The organism is Mesorhizobium sp. WSM3860 (genome assembly GCF_002294995.1).
Taxonomy (GTDB): domain Bacteria; phylum Pseudomonadota; class Alphaproteobacteria; order Rhizobiales; family Rhizobiaceae; genus Mesorhizobium.
The window spans coordinates 29441-46324 of record NZ_NSGF01000002.1 but is presented as its reverse complement, the minus strand read 5'-3'; the positions used below and the strand labels follow the sequence as shown (position 1 = coordinate 46324).

Below are 16884 nucleotides of genomic sequence, written 5' to 3'. Positions count from 1 at the left end.
GCTGCTCACCTTGCCCAGGCGCCGGCGGCCAGATCGCGCTCGATCAGGGCGACGGCCTCATCGATCCGCTCCAGGCCTGCCGGCACTTCCAGCCGGCTGACGCCGATCCGGCCGGCAAGCTGCGCGCATTGACCGAGATGCGTGGACGCGGAACCGCCGACCAGGGCCTGCCGGCCGAACCGCGTGATGTAGGAGAATTTGATGATCGCCGGCAGGGCGGCGGCGCCCTTTAGCGGCGTGATCGCCGCCTGCCCGCCGCGCTCCAGCATATAGATCCGGGCCGCCGGCACGGCTTCGCCGCAGAATCCGTCCTGCAGGCGATGCTGCGCCTTCTCGATCTGCGGATGCACCTGCGGCCGCACCTCCGCTCGTCCGATTCTGATGGCGTTCGCGGCATCCGCGGCAAGCTTGAGCTGCGGAAAGCCGGGCAGGATCATCGGTCGTGAAGGATCGGACAGGTCCAGCGCCACGACATCGTCGGTAAGCAGAAGGTGACCGGCGCGGACCATAGCGCCCGCCGTGGTCGACTTGCCGGCACCCTTGTCGCCCATGAAGATCACGCTTTGCCCGCCAACGGCGATGGCGCTGGCGTGCAGGACAAGCAGGCCGCGCTGATGCAGCGTGAGCGCCAGCACCGGACCCAGAAGTGGGAAGGCAAGCAGCGGATCATCGATGCCCGGCGCCGGATCGACATCGATCCTGGAGGCATCGTTGATCAGGAAGGTGCCGACGGCTTGCCAGGACAGGTACTGGCGCGTCGGCTCGAAGCGAAAGGCCGCAGCGTTCGCCAGTGCAGCCTCCGGAAAATCGATCGGCCCAACAGCGATCTCGATGTCCGGTGTTGCCGGCGCGGTCGGTTCCAGTTCCGGCAAAACCACCTCGGACCCGATCGTCAGGCCGTACGCCTTGTAGAACCGACGGGCACGCCCGTTTCGAGGGGTCGCTTCGATCGCGGAACCTGGCCTCGCGGCAAGGGAAGGGGCCGGAGAGTTCATGCAGGGTTTCCATGCTGTTGGACCTGCCGCAGCCATAGCGACAGTGAGGCCGAACGCCAGATATGCTGGACGTCGGGCAGCGTCGCTTGCTCTGGCCGCTGCAGCATGCGCGCATAGACCGCGTTCACCTCGGGCAGATTGACATAGGGGGCGATCAAGTCGTTGTCCGACACCAGCAGCCTGTCCAGGAGATCGCGATGGTTGAGGATCATGCCTTTGACCAGGTTGGCAGTGAAATCGATCTTGTCGCGCCGCCACTGCACCGCCGGCGGCAGCACGCCTTCCATCGCCCGGCGCAGCACATGGCGGCCGAAGCCGTTGCGCAGCTTTTCCTCGCCCGGCAGCGCCAGGCAGAATTCGACCAGCGGCTTGTCCCAGAACGGATAGCGCGGTTCGATGCCGAAATTGGCGGCGGCCTTGTCGAGAACCTCGAAGGCATGGGGCACCAGCCCGGTGGACAGAAGCCAGCGATGCGTGAGCGCTTCGCTCGTGCTGACATTGGCGGGCATATAGGCCGCGCGATCGAAACGTTCGGCGAGATCGGTGCGCTTGGCAAGCTCCGGGTTGACCAGTCCTGCCCAGGCCGCGCGCGGTGCATGGGAGGGTCGGCGCCGCAGTTTTCCGAGCAAGCGCTTGGCCTTCGCCGTCATCCTGGCAAGCCGCCAAGCCGGCCCGTAGGCGGCGAGGAACTTGAAGTACAGAGGTAGCATCCGGTCGCCATAGGTGTTGGCGGCACTGTGCAGCTCGCGCCACAGCTCTAGCCACCTGCCGCCATGGGCGAGTTCATGCAGATGCCCATGTCCTTGCGATACGACCTCGTCGCCGCCATGGCCGTCGAGAAGCACTTTGACGTCCTTAGCGCTGGCGGTGCGATAGATGCTGCGGGTCAGGGACAGGCCGGGCGCCAGGAAGGTTCCTTCCTGTTCCTCCAGAATTCGGTCAAACTCGGCGAAGGGCGCATAGTCGCCGACCGCAATCAGTGTGCCGTCGAGCGCATATTGCTCCAGCACCGCGTCGATGAAGGGCCGCTCGTCCATTGACGAGCCTCTGTCGAAGACCAGCGAAAAGGTTTTGAGCTTCGGCTTCTGCGCCGCCGCCGCTTGAAGTCCGGCCACGCAGGCGATCGAGGACGAATCGAGCCCACCGCTCAGCATGGCACCGACGGACGGCGTGCCCCGCATCCGGTTTTCAACCGACCGCGCGAAAAGATGCAGGAACTCGTCCGCTGCATCCGAACGCAGCTGCCTTTGCGACGGCTCAATCTCCCAGTAGCGGCTCAGAACGACCTGATTATTGGTCACCGTCATGCTGTGCCGAGCGGGCAGGCGAAAGATCTCCGCATAGAGCGTTGATTGCGGATCGTCCGGCAGGCCGGCCAGGAAGCCGGAAATCTGATGCTCGCTGAGACTCCTGCCGATACCTTCCAGCGCCAGGAGAGGGCCGATCTCAGAGGCGAAGGCAAAGCGCCTGTCGGCGCAATGGTAGTAGAAAGGTTTGACGCCGAAATGGTCGCGCGCGCAAAACAGCGCCCGGCGCTCGGCGTCCCAGATCGCGAAGGCGAAATCGCCTTGCAGGTAGGTCGGACAGGCCTCGCCCCATTTGAGATAGGCGCACATCAGCAGCATGGCGTCGGCGGCCGACCGGTCGCGGACGCCGAGCCGCGCCAGAAGCTCCTCGCGGTTGTCCAGCCGGCAATCGGCCGTAATGGCGAGCTTGCCGCCGGCCATTGTCAGCGGGCCTGGGCCCTGCTCGCCCGTCGTGTTGAGCCAGGCATGGCCTAGTGCTGCGTGTTTGTCCGTCCACCATGAGCTGCCGTCGCGCGCCCGGTGGCGCATGCGCGCCAGCATCTGCTGGATGTCGGCCGCTGCCGCTGGGCTGCCATCCCGTCTCAGCAGAATTCCGGCGACGCCGCTCATCGCCTATTGCCCGTGATCGACGAGATGGGCAAAGCCGTTGATCGAGCCGCCAAGCACGATGTGCTCGCCGCTGATCAGCCAGGCATGTGCCTTGAGATCGGCGCCGGGGTCGCGCGCGATGCCGATGCTGATCTTGGCGGCATTGCCCTGGCGGGCAAGCAGATACTGCCCGGCAAGCGCCTGGGTAAGGCAGCTGGCGCCGGGCACGTATCGTGCAGCAGCGGCAACGCCCCATGCGACGCGCCGCAGATCGGCGAGACCAGCGTCATTCCTCGCTTCCAGTCGAGTCACCAGCGCGCGCATGCGATTATAGGACGAAAGTGTCAGCCCCAGCCGCACGAGGCTGACCACTGCCAGGCAGCGCGCCAGAAACAGCACCTCCGGGCCGCTAAGCGAGAGGACCCTAGGCCAGTTCCTCATGGTGGAACCTCGCAAGCCCGGCTTCGATCAGTCCCTTGAGCAGGCCCTCGACATCGGCCTTGCAGCGTTCGGTATCGACATCATAGCGGGCGAGCACCGCGCCTCTTATGTCGAGGATCGGGAGTGGCTCCTGGATCAGCTCCCAAATGTAGGCGCCGACCCCGTTCAGGCTGTAGTAAATGTTGGATTTGAGATGGAGCAGCGCCAGTCCGTTGCCGAATTCGCAAGCCACGGCATCGCCGCTCGCGACCACGCGGTCATGGTCCGATGGGTTCCAGTGCATCCTAAAACCTCATTGTTGAACGCTATGCGTGACCTCGACCGGGATCGGTTGCCTGCGATTCTCGGCCAGGGAGCCCAAGGACACGAGTCCCCGGTTCACTGTTTGAAGAAAGAGAACGCCCGGAGCCCCAACTGCGACAACTCCGGGCGCTGCAAGCTCAGGAGAAGGTGAGCTCACCGACCGGCGTGTGCGCGGGAAATGCCGCGTCAAGCGCCGTGGTCCCGGAGGCACCCTGCGTGATCGTTTCGATCGAACCGTGAACCGTCAGGCTTGGGGTCTCGTACTCTTGCTTTTCAACATGCTGTTCCATTCTATTCTCCAATTAAGACTGGAAGCGGCGTCGGAATGCCGCCAGCATATTGCTATGCTGCGTTGCAATTGCTGCACGGCAACATTTATGAGTCAAGCCTGATTTACCAGGCAGTAATCAATTCTTGGTTGCAGATGCCGGCGTCAGTGATGGCGTCGCCGGCCTTTGCATCTCGGGCGAACTTCACTCGAACGTTCAGCATCGCCTTTTTGCCGCCTAAGTAAGCATATGATTTGATTGAGGTAAGTTCGTGAGCCTGGAGTGACTATGCGGGAATCGCGAAGAAAATACTGCAGAAGATAACGATTGCCGGCTCACCTGGCCGCCACCGGATCTGTCTTCAAAAGTGATCGGCGATTAGCGAATATGAACGCGCAGGTTGCAGACACGAGGCCGCTTGGGAAGGGGCTCGATGGCGTTCCTGATTTTTGGCGATGCTTTTCTTCGCAGGTGCGGTATAAACGCCGCCGCGGGCGGTTTTGCGGAGAAACGACAACGGGCATGGCCGTGCAGGACGCTTCTTACGACAGGCTGCGCGCGGCCGGCAGCGCCGACGAAGTCGCCTATGTGCAGGCCTGTCTGCGGCTGTTCTTCAATCCGACGGCGCGAGTAGCCGACCATGGCGGTATGCCGGCTCCGGCAATCTCCGTGGTCGACGTTACCGACATTGCGAGGTTGAACAAGGTCGCGGTCTTTTTGCTCAAGGCTCTCTCGCATGGAGCGACCGGCGCCACGCGCCCCGAATTGCTCGCATGGCTCGATTGTTATCGCCGGCGCACCATGTCGATGAACGCCGCCTGCATCGGGGACTCGATCGCCATCCATCGGGTGTTGCAGGGCAGGCAGATCGACTTCGTCTTCCTGAAGGGCCCCTTCCAGCAGCAATTGCTCTACGGCGATCATTTCATGAAGCCATCCGGCGACGTCGACATCCTGGTTTCGCCGTCCGGCTTCTCTGCCGCCCGCGAAGCCCTCCGCTCGGCCGGCTACGAGGTCGCGGGCAAGTCCCGTTCGGTCTGGTGGGTGCGTTTCCTCGGCGAGCAGCACATGGTCCGCGACAATGGCGTGCGGGCCGCCACGGTCGATCTTCACCATCGGCTGCAGCAGCCGGGCTCGCCGAGCCCGCGCGACATCGACGGCTTCCTGCGCCGCAAGCGCGAGGTCAAGGTTGCGGGCGCCACCATGCCCTTCATTTCGGCGTCCGACACGTTGCTCTTGTCCTGCATCAGCGTCGCCAAAGCCTTCTTCAACCGCGAGCCCTGCGCCGGCTATGTCTGCGACGTTAGAGCCGCGGCCGGCCGGCTGGACGAAGCCGAGCAGCAGCAACTGCTCGACCATGCTGAGGAGCAGGGCCTCGCCGACACGCTGCTGCTTGGTTTGCGCGCGGCCGACGTTCTGCTTGGCGGTACCGCTACCCTCCTTTCGGACCGTGCCACCCGGATCCTGGCGCGCATCGACAATGCCGACCTCTTCCACATGGTGATCGCGCCCTGGCTGTCCTCGTTGCGCTGGCCGCAGCGGCGGACGGTGCTGTGGGAACTCTGCGGGCGCGAGCCCGTGCGCTATCTGGCGGAGGCCGGCTGGGCGGCCTCCGCCGATCTCAGCCGGCGGATCTTCGAGCGGCCGGCCGCGTCCGCGCCGGTGCGGGGCAACGGATGAAGACCGGTTTTGCATCTAAGGCCAGGGGCGGGCTGTCAGCCATGCAATCGAAAGGTGAATCATGCCCGTGACGACCCCAAGGGTCTGCGTCATCATCGCCGCCCGCAACGCGGCGCGGACCATACCGGTCGCCATCGCTTCCGCTCTGCGCGAGGCGGAGGTGGCGGAAGTCGTCGTGGTCGACGACGCCTCCACCGACGACACACAGAATGTGGCGCTGGCCGCCGATGACGGCAGCGGCCGGCTCAACGTGATGCGTCTCGACGCCAACCATGGTCCGTCCTTTGCGCGCAACGCCGCGATAAAAGCTTCCGTTTCGCCTTTCATCAGCATCCTTGACGCTGACGATTTCTTCCTCGAAGGCCGTTTCCGCCGGCTGTTTGCCAGCGCCGACTGGGATTTCGCGGCGGACAACATCATGCTGATCAGGGACGACGCCGCGACCGACCCCACCAAGGTCGCGGCTCCCTCCTTCGCGCCAGAACCGCAGTTCCTCGACTTCGAGCGTTTCATCGAAGGCAACATTTCTCGCCGCCGGGTGCTGCGCGGCGAATTGGGCTTCCTCAAGCCGGTGATCAGCCGGGCGTTCCTCGATCGTTATGGGCTGAGCTACGACGAAAACCTGCGGCTCGGCGAGGACTACGAGCTCTATGCGCGCGCGGTCGCCTGCGGGGCGCGTTTCAAAATCATCAAGTCCTGCGGCTATGGCGCGATCGTTCGCGCCGATTCGCTGAGCGGCCGCCACAGGACCCAGGATCTGAAGCGGCTTGCCGATGCCGACTTGGCGCTGCTGGCGCTGGGCAACCTGCCGGAGGGCTCGAAGGCCGCATTGCGGCGCCACGAGCGCCATGTGCGTGACAAGTACCGGCTGCGCAATTTCCTCGACGTGAAGGCGGAGCGCGGCCTAGCGTCGGCCGCCGCCTATGCCTTCGCCAGCCAGTCCAATCTGGTCCCGATCGTTCGCGGCGTGGCGGCCGACAAGCTGGACGCGTTGCTCCGCCGCGCCGGCATTGCTGCAAAGCAGCAGGTGCCCCCGATGCGCTTCCTGATGCCGGCAACAAGTGCCGCAACAGAATGATCCGACAAAAGCGTCAGCGCTGGCGCCGTTCCCTAAAAAATCCGCTTTCCGAAACTACGAGGTTGCCTACTTGCCCCGAGAATGGCAAGCTATGTTGCGGTGCAGCAATTTCGAAAGGCCGATCGAATGGCTTCGATTTTTGGCTTCAGATCCAGGGATCCGGCTCGTGACCGGCAGACCGATCTCCAGCGGCTCGACCGTCTGGCGAAGCTGTTCGACCAGATCTCCGCTGAGATCGAAGCGGAAAAGACCGGGCTGGAGAACCGCTATCGCTCGACGGCGACCAACGCCGCTTTCCTGGTCGAGGCAATGGAGAACGGCTCCGCGTCGACAGACAAGTCGTCGGATGTCAGCGCGATGACCGGCGCGATCCTGAATTACGAGCGGCGCATCGCCGAGCTCACGCGCCAGAAAGGTCTGATGAAGGAACTGCGTCATTCGCTCGACGCGATTGTCGACCACGGTGTCGGGCAACCCGGTTCGCAGGCCGCACAGGCAAGGTCTGCGGGCAGAGGCTGACAGCGCGTCCATGCGCGGTCATCGCTGCAAGACATTAGAGGAGTAAGAGGCGGAGGATCAGAAGTGGCTCTCTGGAGGCGGGCCAGGAATGACTTTGGGTTGGGGCGGACAGCACAAAGGTACAGTTTGTCATGAACGCATATCCGAACGACACCTCCACCGCGGCTGCTTGCGGCATGCCGCGCGCGCATTCGAATAGGTCAACGAAGCTTAAGGCCTGGCTCGCCGGGGCGTTGCTTGCGGCCGCGGCCGCTATTGTGGCTCCGCCCCATACGGTGCATGCCGAGGAGATGCAGAGCGCGCCGTCCTTCGTTGACAATTTTTCGAATTTCGACCGCTCGCGCTGGTTCGTCTCCGACGGCTGGAGCAACGGCAATCATCAGAACTGCACATGGTCGAAGGACCTTGTCCGGCTTTCCGACGGCGTGCTGTCGCTGAGCTTCGAAAAGCGCAAGCTGAAGGATCGCGAGTTCGCTTGCGCCGAGGTCCAGACCAAGCAGCGCTATGGCTACGGCGTCTATGAGGCGCGGATGAAGACGGATACCGGATCCGGCCTCAATGCCGCCTTTTTCACCTATATCGGGCCGCAGCACAAAAAGCCCTGGGACGAGATCGACTTCGAGGTCCTCACCAAGGACCCGAGCAAAGTCCAGGTGAACAGCTACATCCAAGGCAAGCCGAAGAATGGCAAGCTGGTCGACGTCGAAGGCGGCGCCGACAAGGGGTTCAACGACTATGGCTTCGTTTGGGAGAAGGACCGGCTGCGCTGGTATGTCAACGGCAAGCTGGTCAACGAGGTGACCAACCCGGACGAATTGCCGACCAATCCGCAGAAAATATTCTTCAGCCTGTGGGGCAGCGACAAGCTGACCAACTGGATGGGCGCTTTCGCCGATCCCGGCCGCAAGGTGACCATGCAGGTCAAGCGCATCGCTTTTACAGCGCTCGGCCAGCCGTGCCAGTTCCCGGAGTCGCTGGCATGCACCATAACTAACAGCAACTAGGCATGTCCCCCAAAAGTAGGAACTGGTTTTGGGATAGGATCATGCCGAATATCTAGGCCTCATGCAGGGCCTGGGGGACATCTTAACTGGCCGGGCCGTTTTGCGGCCCGGCCTTAAACAGGAATAGAACCAAATGAATTTGACGGTGTTTGGAATTGGCTATGTCGGTCTCGTCCAGGCCGCGGTGCTTGCGGAGGTTGGGCACGAGGTGGTGTGTGTCGACATCGACGAAGCGAAGGTGCAACGGCTCAACCAGGGTTTCATCCCGATTTTCGAGCCCGGGCTGGAAGCTCTTGTCAAGGAGAACCACGCCGCCGGCCGCATCCGCTTCACCACCGACGCGGCCGCGGCGGTCAAGCATGGCCAGATCCAGATGATCGCGGTCGGCACGCCCCCTGGCGAGGATGGCTCGGCCGACCTGAAATACGTGCTTGCCGTCGCCGAGGCCATCGGCCGCGAGATGGACGCGCCCAAGATTGTCGTCGGCAAGTCCACTGTGCCGGTCGGCACCTGCGAGAAGATCAAAGAAAGGGTCGCCCAGACGCTGAAGGCGCGCGGCCGCGAGGACCTGACCTTCGACGTCGCGTCGAATCCGGAATTCCTCAAGGAAGGCTCGGCAGTCGCCGACTGCATGAAGCCGGACCGCATCATCGTCGGCACGTCGAGCGAGGACACCGAGGCGGTGATGCGCGAGCTTTACGCGCCGTTCAACCGCAACCACGAGAAGATGATCGTGATGGATGTCCGCAGCGCCGAGTTCACAAAGTATGCGGCCAACTGCATGCTGGCGACCAAGATCAGCTTCATGAACGAGATGGCGAACCTCGCCGAACAATTGGGCGCCGACATAGAAGAGGTGCGCAAGGGCATCGGCAGCGATCCGCGCATCGGCTACCACTTCATCTATCCCGGCCTCGGCTATGGCGGCTCCTGCTTTCCCAAGGATGTGCGCGCGCTGATCAAGACCGCCGAGGGCGTCAAGTTCGACGCCAAGCTGCTGCGCGCCGTCGAAGAGCGCAACAACGCACAGAAATCGGTGCTGTTCGACAAGGTCGACCGATATTTCCAGAGCGCCCTCAAGGGCAAGACGTTTGCGCTGTGGGGCCTGGCCTTCAAGCCGAACACCGACGACATGCGCGAGGCTCCGTCGCGCACACTGATGGAGGCGCTGTGGGCCGCCGGCGCCAAGGTGCAGGCTTACGATCCGGAGGCCATGCAGGAGTGCCAGGCCATCTATGGCCAGCGCGAGGACCTTCTCTTGTGCGGCACCAAGGAAGCGGCCCTGCGCGGCGCCGACGCGCTTCTCATCTGCACCGAATGGAAGAGCTTCAGGGCTCCCTCCTTCGACGCGCTCAAGGACGCGCTGACGACACCGGTCATCTTCGACGGCCGCAACCTCTACGACCCGAAGGTCATCGCCCGCTACGGCATCGAATACCACTCGATCGGCAGGATGGCGGCATGACGGTGTTCGCCAGTTTCCCGCCGGATGGCTCCGGCGAACGACAGTGGGGCCGACAATGATGGAGGGCCGACAATGATCGTGCGCGTTTCGGGAGATTCGATCTGATGGTGATGGACGTTCAGCCCGAACAAATCGCCAACGAGCATTTCGACCTCGTCGTCATCGGTTCCGGTTTCGGTTCAGCCTTTTTCCTGCATGAGTTCCTGAAGCGGCGCAAAGCCCGGGTCCTTGTGCTGGAATGGGGCCGCCACAACACGCATGAATGGCAGCTTGACCAGAACGCCAACACCGACATAGACGACGAGAGCACCTACAAGACCGACAATGCCGACAAGCCGTGGAACTACACGATCGGCCTCGGCGGCGGCACCAACTGCTGGTTCGCGCAGACGCCGCGCTTCCATCCCAACGACTTCAGGCTGAAGAGCACCTACGGCGTCGGCAACGACTGGCCGATCAGCTATGACGAGCTGGAGCCGTTCTATTGCGACGCCGAAGAGGTCATGTCGATCTCCGGCGACCCAGACATGGCCCGGATGCTGCCGCGTTCGCGGCCGTTCCCGCAGCCGCCGCACCGCATGTCGACACCGGACCGGATGATGAAGGCGGCGCAGCCGGAGCAGCATTTCGTCATGCCGACCGCCCGCGCCCGCGTCGCGACGGCGCAGCGCAACTCATGCTGTGCCAACCTCAGATGCTGGCTCTGCCCGGCCGACGCCAAGTTCACCGCCAACAATGGTTTGATGCACGTCTTCCAGCACGCGGATGTGTCGGTATGCCTGGGCGCCGAAGTGCGCCGGCTCGACCATTCAGCCGGCTCGGTGCGTTCAGTTGCCTTCCTGCGCGACGGCAAGGAGTATTCGGTCAGCGGCGATCTCGTCATCCTCGGCGCCAACGCCATCCAGAGCCCTGCGATCATGTTGCGCTCGGGACTCGGCGGCGAATTCGTCGGGCTCGGCCTGCACGAATCCTATGGCTGGAACTACGAGGTCTATCTCGACGGCGTCGACAATTTCGACGGCAGCACCATCACCACCGGCTTGAATTTCGGCCTCTATGACGGCCCGCATCGCGCCGAGCACGCGGCCGCGCTGGTCTATTTCGAGAACCGCTGGCAGCACGGCATGCGAGCCGAAAAAGGGCGGCTGCGGCAGGCGCTGCCGCTGGTCATCGTCACCGAAAACCTGCTCGACCCGGAAAACCGGGTGATCCTCGACAAGAACGAGAACGCGTTCGTCAGCTTCAAGGGTGCCTCCGACTATGCAACCAAAGGCATGGCCAAGGCGCTCGAGAGACTGCCGGCGCTGCTCAAGCCTCTTCCGGTCGAGCAGATTTTCGATCGCGGCATAAGGCCGACCGAATCGCATGTGCAGGGCACCTTGCGGATGGGCACCGGCCCGGCCGACTCGGTGGTCGACCGCGACATGATCCACCACCAGCTCCGGAACCTCGTCGTCGTCGGCACCAGCACCTATCCGAGCTGTTCCTGCGCCAACCCAAGCCTTACCGCCGCGGCGCTTTCGCTGCGGGCGGCGAGCCGGCTGGCATGAAGGAGGGGTCGATGAAGATCACGCGACGCACCGCATTGGCCGTTGTTGCCGGCGGCATTGCTTCGACCGGCATCGCCGCCGCGGCCGTATCGTCCTTCTCGGATGAGGATCTGGTCCGCATCACGCTGGAGAAATATTTCGGCCCGCTCAACATGCGCATCGAGCACCTGCAGCAATTCGTGCTCGAATTCCGCAACCGTAACCCATGGATATTCCCGAGCGAAAAGCTGGCGGATGCAGTGACGCTTTTGGAGACTGTGAGGCTTGACAGGGCGCGCGAATTGCTGCCCAGGCGCAAACAGCAGGATGTCGGCAATTTCGAGCGCTGGGTGATCGCCGAATTCCACATGCTGACCGACTATGCCTGGCGCAGCTCGCCCAACGATCCGATCCGCTTCACCGGCTGGCATCCATGCACCAATCCATTCGCCAATCTCGAGCAGCAGAATGCCTGACACTGCCCGCCGGTACACTTGCCGGCAAGCCAGGAAAACTGGCCAAGAAAAATGTGACAAGGAGCCGAACCTATGAAAGTTCTCTTCGCAGGCGGCAACGGCTATCCGCCGCAATTCAGCGGCGGCGTCCAGTCGAGCACCCATCATCTGGCGGAACAACTGATCGAACACGGTCACGAGGCATCGGTGCTTGCGGCGTTGTTCGGCCAGGGCATGTTCGGATACAAGGCGCGCGCCAAGATGAAGCTGCTCGGCCAGCGCGCCGTCATCGACAATTTTCCCGGCTATCCGGTGGTGCGTGCCTGGTTTCCCTGGGAAGCGGCCGCCTTTGCCGTCAAGAAGCTGCAGCCGGACGTAGCAGTGGTGCAGTGTCACAAGTCGGTTCCGCTCGGCAAGGCGCTGGAGGCAGAAGGCGTGCCGCTGGTGGTCTATCTCAGGAACGTGGAATTCCATGAACTGGGCGGCGATCTGCGCGAGCTGAACTCGGCGTCTTACATCGCCAATTCCGAGTTCACGGCGCGCACTTACAAGCGCGAGTTCGGCATCGATTCCACGGTGATCCCGCCGACCATCAATCCGGCTTCCTACAGCACGCCGACGACGGGCGAGTACGTCACCTTTATCAATCCCTACGAGGAAAAAGGTTTCGAGCTCGCTGTGCGGATCGCGGCCGCCTGCCCGGAGATCCCTTTCCTGTTCGTCGAGAGCTGGAAGCTGGATGACGATCACCGCGCCCGCATCGCGGAGACGATCGCGCCGTTCTCCAATATCAAGCTCGAGAACCGCACCGACGACATGAAGACTCTCTACGGTCGCACCAGAATCCTGCTGGCGCCGAGCAAATGGGAAGAGGCCTGGGGTCGCGTTGCCTCCGAGGCCCATTGCAGCGGCATTCCCGTCCTCGGCTCGCGGCGCGGCGGCCTGCCCGAAGCGATCGGCTCCGGCGGTGTCGTGCTGGACTATGACGCGCCGCTCGAGGACTGGGTCACGGCGCTCAGGCGGCTGTGGAACGATCGCGAGGAGTATGAGCGGGTCTCGGAAGCCGCGCTCACGTTCTCGCAGCGCCCGGAACTCGATCCCGAGCGCCAGTTCGCCACCTTCTTCGCCTTGCTGGACAGGGCTGCCCGGCAGCGCGCCCGGCGCGCTGCTTGATGCATTTCGCCCAGAAGGGTGCGGCGGTTCTGGGCAACGCGTCGATTGAATCCGGTTCAGAACGACGCGCTTTCAGTTCGCGTAAGATTTTACTTACGCCGGTCTTTTGACCCGGCTCTTCAGCATTTCATAGGCGCGTTCGCCAAGCAGGGCGCGCGCGGCGGTCTTGATGACCTTCTTGCGCCCTTCGGGCGAATTGATCTGTCTGAGCCGTGTCGGCAGGTTGCGGGCCGCCTGCTCCAGCGCCGGCAGGGAAAGCGCGTCGGGAAAGCTCACGATGTTGGTTTCGACGCACAGCACCGGCTTGCCCGATAGCTTGGCGATCTTGAGCGCCTGCTCGTGCTCGCTCTCGATGAACAGTATGGCATCCGACTTGCGATAGAACTCGGCCTTGAAGCTGCCATGCGCGCCAAGCCGCTGCCGCTCGGCCTTGCTCGGCAAGTCGAGCATGACGAGATGGTCGTATTTGATCTCATGCCTGGCGAGCCAGGCTTCAGTCAGCTTGCGGTACTTTTCCAGCCGGCTGGTAACCAGCCAGCCGATCTTGCGCGTCGGCCCGAGCAGCGGCCGCGCCTCGGTGAGGAATTTCTCGTAGGCAGGGCCGTCGTCATTCTCGTCCGCGGTCGGATCGAGGCAAAGCACGCCGTCTATGTCGACGCAACATTGCTCGAGGAACACGTGGTGCATGAAGTTCCACTGGAACATCCTGGGGTGCGGCACGACCTCGAAAACGATGTCGGTTTCCTTGTGCTGCGAAAGCAGGCCGAACACGGCCGCGTACACGAAATCGCCCGGGATGCCGGCAGCGGCGATTTTGCTGCGCGCGTCGCGCATGGCGTTGCCGCCGCTGACGCTGTCGTCGATCACCAGGATCTTGCGCATTTCGGAATGCTGCCGATCGAGCGCTGCGCGCCGCTTGGTGATCCCCGAGGTGTAGATCTTGCCGGCGAGAAAGCTGTCGAGATCGGTCATCGGGATATTCGCCGTGAGGCTGACCAGCGTCGCGGCGAGGATGCCGCTTCGCGGCACGCCGACCACCAGGTCGATGTCGCGCGGCAGCCGGTGCAGGTTCCGCGCGATCGCGTCGTTCATGTCTGAGATCGATCGGTAATTCATGCTGTTGCCTAACCCTCAAAAATCAGCAGTTTTGGGCATTCCGGCCGCGGCCGGAATGCCTGGCAGTTGCGCCGGTCATTTCGCCTCGCTGGGCGCGGGGGAAAACCCGCGCGCCGGGATCAGCCGCAGGGCCTCCCGAAGCGCCTCGCGGCCGGCGCTGAAGGCGAGCGCGACGATGATGGTGACGACATAGGACAGCACCGCGCCGCCTGCGAGAGCGATGATGGGCTGCGCCGGCAGCATCGGCTTGGCGACCCAGACCAGGCCCAGCGCCAGATGCGCGCCGAGCACGAAGGGGGCGGCCGCGTGCAGCACATGGCGCGCCCGCAGCGGCCCGGCCTTGCCGACATAGAGCCAGAGGAAGGGCGTCCGCAAATATTCGCTGACCGCATAGGCGATGGCGACGCCGAGCGCGCCATAGGGCAGGCCGATGGCGAAGGCCAGCACCGAGGTGACGGCGGTGATGATGCCCCAGCGCATGAAATCGCCCGAACGGCCCTGGCTGACGAACAGCCATCCGGCCGGATTGTTGAGCGGCTGCAGCAGGCCGGCGAAGCCCAGCGCGAGGAAAATGCTGGCGCTCTCGCGCCATTGCGGGCCGAGCACGAAGGGAATGAGCGTATCCGACATGGCGGTGGCGAAGGCCACGCCCGGCAACGCCAGCAGAAGGATCAGCGGCATGACGCGCAGATAGGCGCTGCGATAGCGGTCCGGCTCGTCCTTCAGCCGCGAAAGTGCCGGCACCATCACCTTCGACAGCGGGTTGGTGATCTGGCTGAGCGGGAAGAGCAGCAGCTTGTAGGCGCGGTCGTAAAGGCCGAGTTGCGCCTCGCCCCAATATTTGCCGATCAGCACATTGTCGAGGTTGCGGGCGAAGAAATTGGCGAAGTTGAAGCCGGTGATACCCGCGCCGAAATTGATCAGCTGGCCGATGCCCTCGACCCTGCGCGGCAGGCCCGGACGCCAGCGCGATGAGGCCCAGTAGCAAAGCGTCGGCAACACCGCGCCGGTCAGCGTGCCGGCAAAAAGCGCCCAATAGGAGCGGTCGATGAAGGTCCAGGCGATCGAGACCACAAGGCCCGAAACGGCGCTGGCGACGTCGATGATGGCGAGTCGGCTGAATTCCATGCGGCGCGTCAGCAGCGCCAGATGCTGGGCGCCGAGACCATAGGCCATGATTTGCAGGCCGAAGGCGGCAACCAGTCCCGTGACGCGCGGCTCGCCGTAGAAGGCGGCGACCAGGGGAGCCGCCGCGGCAAGCACGCAGGCCAGGATCGCGCTCACCGCCGTGTTGATCCAGAAGAGGTAGTTTACCTCCTCGTGTCGGATGCCGGTTTTCTGGATCGTCGCCTGGGTCAGGCCGAAGTCCTGGAACAGCGCGATGAAGGCGAGCACCGGCGCGCACATCGCAACGACGCCGAAATCCTGCGGCGACAAAAGCCGCGACAGCACGATGACCGATACGATTTGGGTGGCGACCCGCACGCCCTGCGCCATCGCGGTGACGACGGCGCCGCGCCCGACCGATCTGCGCAGTGAGCCCTCGGGCGGATCGAATGCACTGGTTTCCAAATTCTGGATTCCTGATTTTGCGCCAGTCATCTTCGCGACCGGCGCCCGCCGCCATTCGCAAACTACCGCAAGAGGTTTTTGCAGCGCAACAAAAAATGTGCGGCGATTGCTACGCTGCACCAAAAATGTTGCGATGCAGCAAAAGCTGTACTAGCATTCCCTCTTGGGTGGCGGGCCCAAAAGCGGTCGAGTTTCATGCTCCATGTCTTGTACCTTGTGCATGACATATCCGACCCGGCAGTGCGCCGGAGGGTAAAAATGCTCAGGGCAGGCGGCGCCGGGATAACCCTGGCGGGCTTCCGCCGCACCTCCAGTCCGATCGCCGAGATCGAGGGCCTCGAGCCGGTCGACCTCGGGCCGACGCGCGATGGCCGATTCGCGCAGCGCATCGGCGCAGTGGCCAAGGCCGGCATGTCGATCGGCGCCAAATTCGCTGGCGTGGCACGGCCCGACCTGATCATCGCGCGCAACCTCGAGATGCTGGCGCTGGCCAGCCGCGCCAGGCGCGCTTTCGGCGCCAGCGTGCCGATCGTCTATGAGTGCCTGGACATCCATCGGCTGGTGTTGCGCAACGACCTGATCGGCAAGACGCTGCGCGGCGCCGAACGCCGTCTGGCCCGCGACGTGAAGCTTCTGGTGACCAGCTCTCCCGCTTTCGTCGCCAATTATTTCGAGCCGTTCGGGCAAATCGCCGCACCGGTCGAGCTGATCGAGAACAAATATTTCGACACTATGCCGGTGCCGGCGGATCATCGCCGCGAGGACGACAGCCCGGCGGCGCCACCTTGGCGCATCGGCTGGTTCGGCGCGCTGCGCTGCCGGCGCTCGCTGGAGCTTCTGGCCGAGTTCACCCGCCGGCAAGATGGACGCTTCGAAGTGGTGCTCAGGGGCCGTCCCGCGCTGTCCGAATTCCCGGATTTTCATGCCTTTGTCGAAGCCGAGCCCTGGCTTTCCTTCCGCGGTCCCTACCGCAATCCGGAGGACATGGCGGCGATCTACCGCGAGGTGCATTTCTCCTGGGCGATCGATTTCTTCGAGCAGGGCCAGAATTCCGAATGGCTGCTTCCCAACCGCCTCTACGAAGGCTGCCGTTTCGGTGCCGTGCCGATCGCGATGGCGAGCACCGAAACCGGCCGGTTCCTCAAGCAGCAGGACATCGGTGTGCTTCTGTCCGAGGCCACATCCGAAGGGCTCGACATCGCGCTCGGCCGGATGGGTCAGGATCAGCTCGGCAAGCTGAAGTCGCGGGTGCTGGCTCGCAATCCGCGGACCTGGAGCTACGACCGCAGCGATTGCCTGGCTTTCGTTGATAAGCTGCGCGGCCTGACCGCCGGGCGTGGGAGCTTTGCGACCGAGGCGCTGGCATAGGATGGCTAAGAATGGACAAAAG

At 63.5% G+C, this 16884-nt stretch carries 16 protein-coding genes; 9 read left to right on the top strand and 7 right to left on the bottom strand.

The genetic code is table 11. The features are described 5' to 3' along the window. Nucleotides 1–5: 5 nt before the first annotated feature. The 5 genes from CK220_RS04150 to CK220_RS04130 form a co-directional block, all read right to left on the bottom strand. On the bottom strand, nucleotides 6–878 hold the full coding sequence (locus CK220_RS04150) for a serine kinase (protein ID WP_245428995.1): 873 nt from the start codon (nucleotides 876–878) through the stop codon (nucleotides 6–8). A 113-nt stretch (nucleotides 879–991) separates the two neighbouring features. Beyond that, entirely contained in the window at nucleotides 992–2911 is a 1920-nt protein-coding gene (locus CK220_RS04145) for a lasso peptide isopeptide bond-forming cyclase (RefSeq protein ID WP_095810339.1), read from the bottom strand. Nucleotides 2912–2914: 3 nt separating this feature from the next. After that, nucleotides 2915–3331 (bottom strand): lasso peptide biosynthesis B2 protein, encoded by a 417-nt coding sequence (locus CK220_RS04140; protein ID WP_095810338.1) that lies wholly within the window; start codon nucleotides 3329–3331, stop codon nucleotides 2915–2917. Continuing rightward, nucleotides 3315–3614: a PqqD family protein gene (locus CK220_RS04135; protein WP_095810337.1), complete on the bottom strand. Its 300-nt coding sequence runs from the start codon at nucleotides 3612–3614 to the stop codon at nucleotides 3315–3317. The genes CK220_RS04140 and CK220_RS04135 overlap by 17 nt, the downstream gene beginning before the upstream one ends. Nucleotides 3615–3771: 157 nt before the next feature. Then, nucleotides 3772–3924 (bottom strand): lasso peptide, encoded by a 153-nt coding sequence (locus tag CK220_RS04130; RefSeq protein ID WP_095810336.1) that lies wholly within the window; start codon nucleotides 3922–3924, stop codon nucleotides 3772–3774. A gap of 501 nt (nucleotides 3925–4425) precedes the next feature. Between CK220_RS04130 and CK220_RS04125 the strand changes: the two genes are divergently transcribed. The 8 genes from CK220_RS04125 to CK220_RS04090 all read left to right on the top strand — a co-directional run bounded on the left by CK220_RS04125 (nucleotide 4426) and on the right by CK220_RS04090 (nucleotide 12806). Continuing rightward, on the top strand, nucleotides 4426–5583 hold the full coding sequence (locus CK220_RS04125; protein WP_095810335.1) for a nucleotidyltransferase family protein: 1158 nt from the start codon (nucleotides 4426–4428) through the stop codon (nucleotides 5581–5583). Between the two features lie 61 nt (nucleotides 5584–5644). Beyond that, nucleotides 5645–6661 (top strand): glycosyltransferase, encoded by a 1017-nt coding sequence (locus CK220_RS04120; protein WP_095810334.1) that lies wholly within the window; start codon nucleotides 5645–5647, stop codon nucleotides 6659–6661. 126 nt (nucleotides 6662–6787) lie between these two features. Further along, the gene (locus tag CK220_RS04115; protein ID WP_095810709.1) at nucleotides 6788–7180 is read left to right on the top strand and encodes a hypothetical protein; all 393 of its coding nucleotides are present in this window, start codon (nucleotides 6788–6790) and stop codon (nucleotides 7178–7180) included. 131 nt (nucleotides 7181–7311) lie between these two features. Then, nucleotides 7312–8184: a family 16 glycosylhydrolase gene (locus tag CK220_RS04110; RefSeq protein WP_095810333.1), complete on the top strand. Its 873-nt coding sequence runs from the start codon at nucleotides 7312–7314 to the stop codon at nucleotides 8182–8184. Nucleotides 8185–8317: 133 nt separating this feature from the next. Further along, nucleotides 8318–9649 (top strand): UDP-glucose/GDP-mannose dehydrogenase family protein, encoded by a 1332-nt coding sequence (locus CK220_RS04105; protein ID WP_095810332.1) that lies wholly within the window; start codon nucleotides 8318–8320, stop codon nucleotides 9647–9649. A gap of 104 nt (nucleotides 9650–9753) precedes the next feature. Beyond that, nucleotides 9754–11199 carry a GMC family oxidoreductase gene (locus CK220_RS04100; RefSeq protein ID WP_095810331.1) on the top strand — a complete coding sequence of 482 codons (1446 nt, stop codon included), beginning with the start codon at nucleotides 9754–9756 and terminating at the stop codon, nucleotides 11197–11199. An 11-nt stretch (nucleotides 11200–11210) separates the two neighbouring features. After that, entirely contained in the window at nucleotides 11211–11654 is a 444-nt protein-coding gene (locus tag CK220_RS04095; RefSeq protein WP_095810708.1) for a hypothetical protein, read from the top strand. Between the two features lie 72 nt (nucleotides 11655–11726). Then, nucleotides 11727–12806, top strand: coding sequence for a glycosyltransferase (locus tag CK220_RS04090; RefSeq protein ID WP_095810330.1), 1080 nt, complete (start codon nucleotides 11727–11729; stop codon nucleotides 12804–12806). Between the two features lie 93 nt (nucleotides 12807–12899). Here the strand turns inward: CK220_RS04090 and CK220_RS04085 are convergent, their stop codons facing one another. Continuing rightward, nucleotides 12900–13922, bottom strand: coding sequence for a phosphoribosyltransferase (locus CK220_RS04085; RefSeq protein ID WP_095810329.1), 1023 nt, complete (start codon nucleotides 13920–13922; stop codon nucleotides 12900–12902). Nucleotides 13923–13997: 75 nt separating this feature from the next. Then, nucleotides 13998–15494, bottom strand: a complete 1497-nt coding sequence (locus tag CK220_RS04080; RefSeq protein WP_095810707.1) for a lipopolysaccharide biosynthesis protein — start codon at nucleotides 15492–15494, stop codon at nucleotides 13998–14000. Nucleotides 15495–15689: 195 nt separating this feature from the next. On the opposite strand from CK220_RS04080, the gene CK220_RS04075 reads away from it, so the two are divergent. Beyond that, nucleotides 15690–16862, top strand: a complete 1173-nt coding sequence (locus CK220_RS04075) for a glycosyl transferase family 1 (RefSeq protein WP_095810328.1) — start codon at nucleotides 15690–15692, stop codon at nucleotides 16860–16862. Nucleotides 16863–16884: the final 22 nt, after the last annotated feature.

Bases quoted from the DNA above. Each gene is read 5' to 3' on its own strand.
- CK220_RS04145 (WP_095810339.1), bottom strand. From the start codon at position 2,911: ATGAGCGGCGTCGCCGGAATTCTGCTGAGACGGGATGGCAGCCCAGCG.
- CK220_RS04140 (WP_095810338.1), bottom strand. From the start codon at position 3,331: ATGAGGAACTGGCCTAGGGTCCTCTCGCTTAGCGGCCCGGAGGTGCTG.
- CK220_RS04135 (WP_095810337.1), bottom strand. From the start codon at position 3,614: ATGCACTGGAACCCATCGGACCATGACCGCGTGGTCGCGAGCGGCGAT.
- CK220_RS04130 (WP_095810336.1), bottom strand. From the start codon at position 3,924: ATGGAACAGCATGTTGAAAAGCAAGAGTACGAGACCCCAAGCCTGACG.
- CK220_RS04125 (WP_095810335.1), top strand. From the start codon at position 4,426: ATGGCCGTGCAGGACGCTTCTTACGACAGGCTGCGCGCGGCCGGCAGC.
- CK220_RS04120 (WP_095810334.1), top strand. From the start codon at position 5,645: ATGCCCGTGACGACCCCAAGGGTCTGCGTCATCATCGCCGCCCGCAAC.
- CK220_RS04115 (WP_095810709.1), top strand. From the start codon at position 6,788: ATGGCTTCGATTTTTGGCTTCAGATCCAGGGATCCGGCTCGTGACCGG.
- CK220_RS04110 (WP_095810333.1), top strand. From the start codon at position 7,312: ATGAACGCATATCCGAACGACACCTCCACCGCGGCTGCTTGCGGCATG.
- CK220_RS04105 (WP_095810332.1), top strand. From the start codon at position 8,318: ATGAATTTGACGGTGTTTGGAATTGGCTATGTCGGTCTCGTCCAGGCC.
- CK220_RS04100 (WP_095810331.1), top strand. From the start codon at position 9,754: ATGGTGATGGACGTTCAGCCCGAACAAATCGCCAACGAGCATTTCGAC.
- CK220_RS04095 (WP_095810708.1), top strand. From the start codon at position 11,211: ATGAAGATCACGCGACGCACCGCATTGGCCGTTGTTGCCGGCGGCATT.
- CK220_RS04090 (WP_095810330.1), top strand. From the start codon at position 11,727: ATGAAAGTTCTCTTCGCAGGCGGCAACGGCTATCCGCCGCAATTCAGC.
- CK220_RS04085 (WP_095810329.1), bottom strand. From the start codon at position 13,922: ATGAATTACCGATCGATCTCAGACATGAACGACGCGATCGCGCGGAAC.
- CK220_RS04075 (WP_095810328.1), top strand. From the start codon at position 15,690: ATGCTCCATGTCTTGTACCTTGTGCATGACATATCCGACCCGGCAGTG.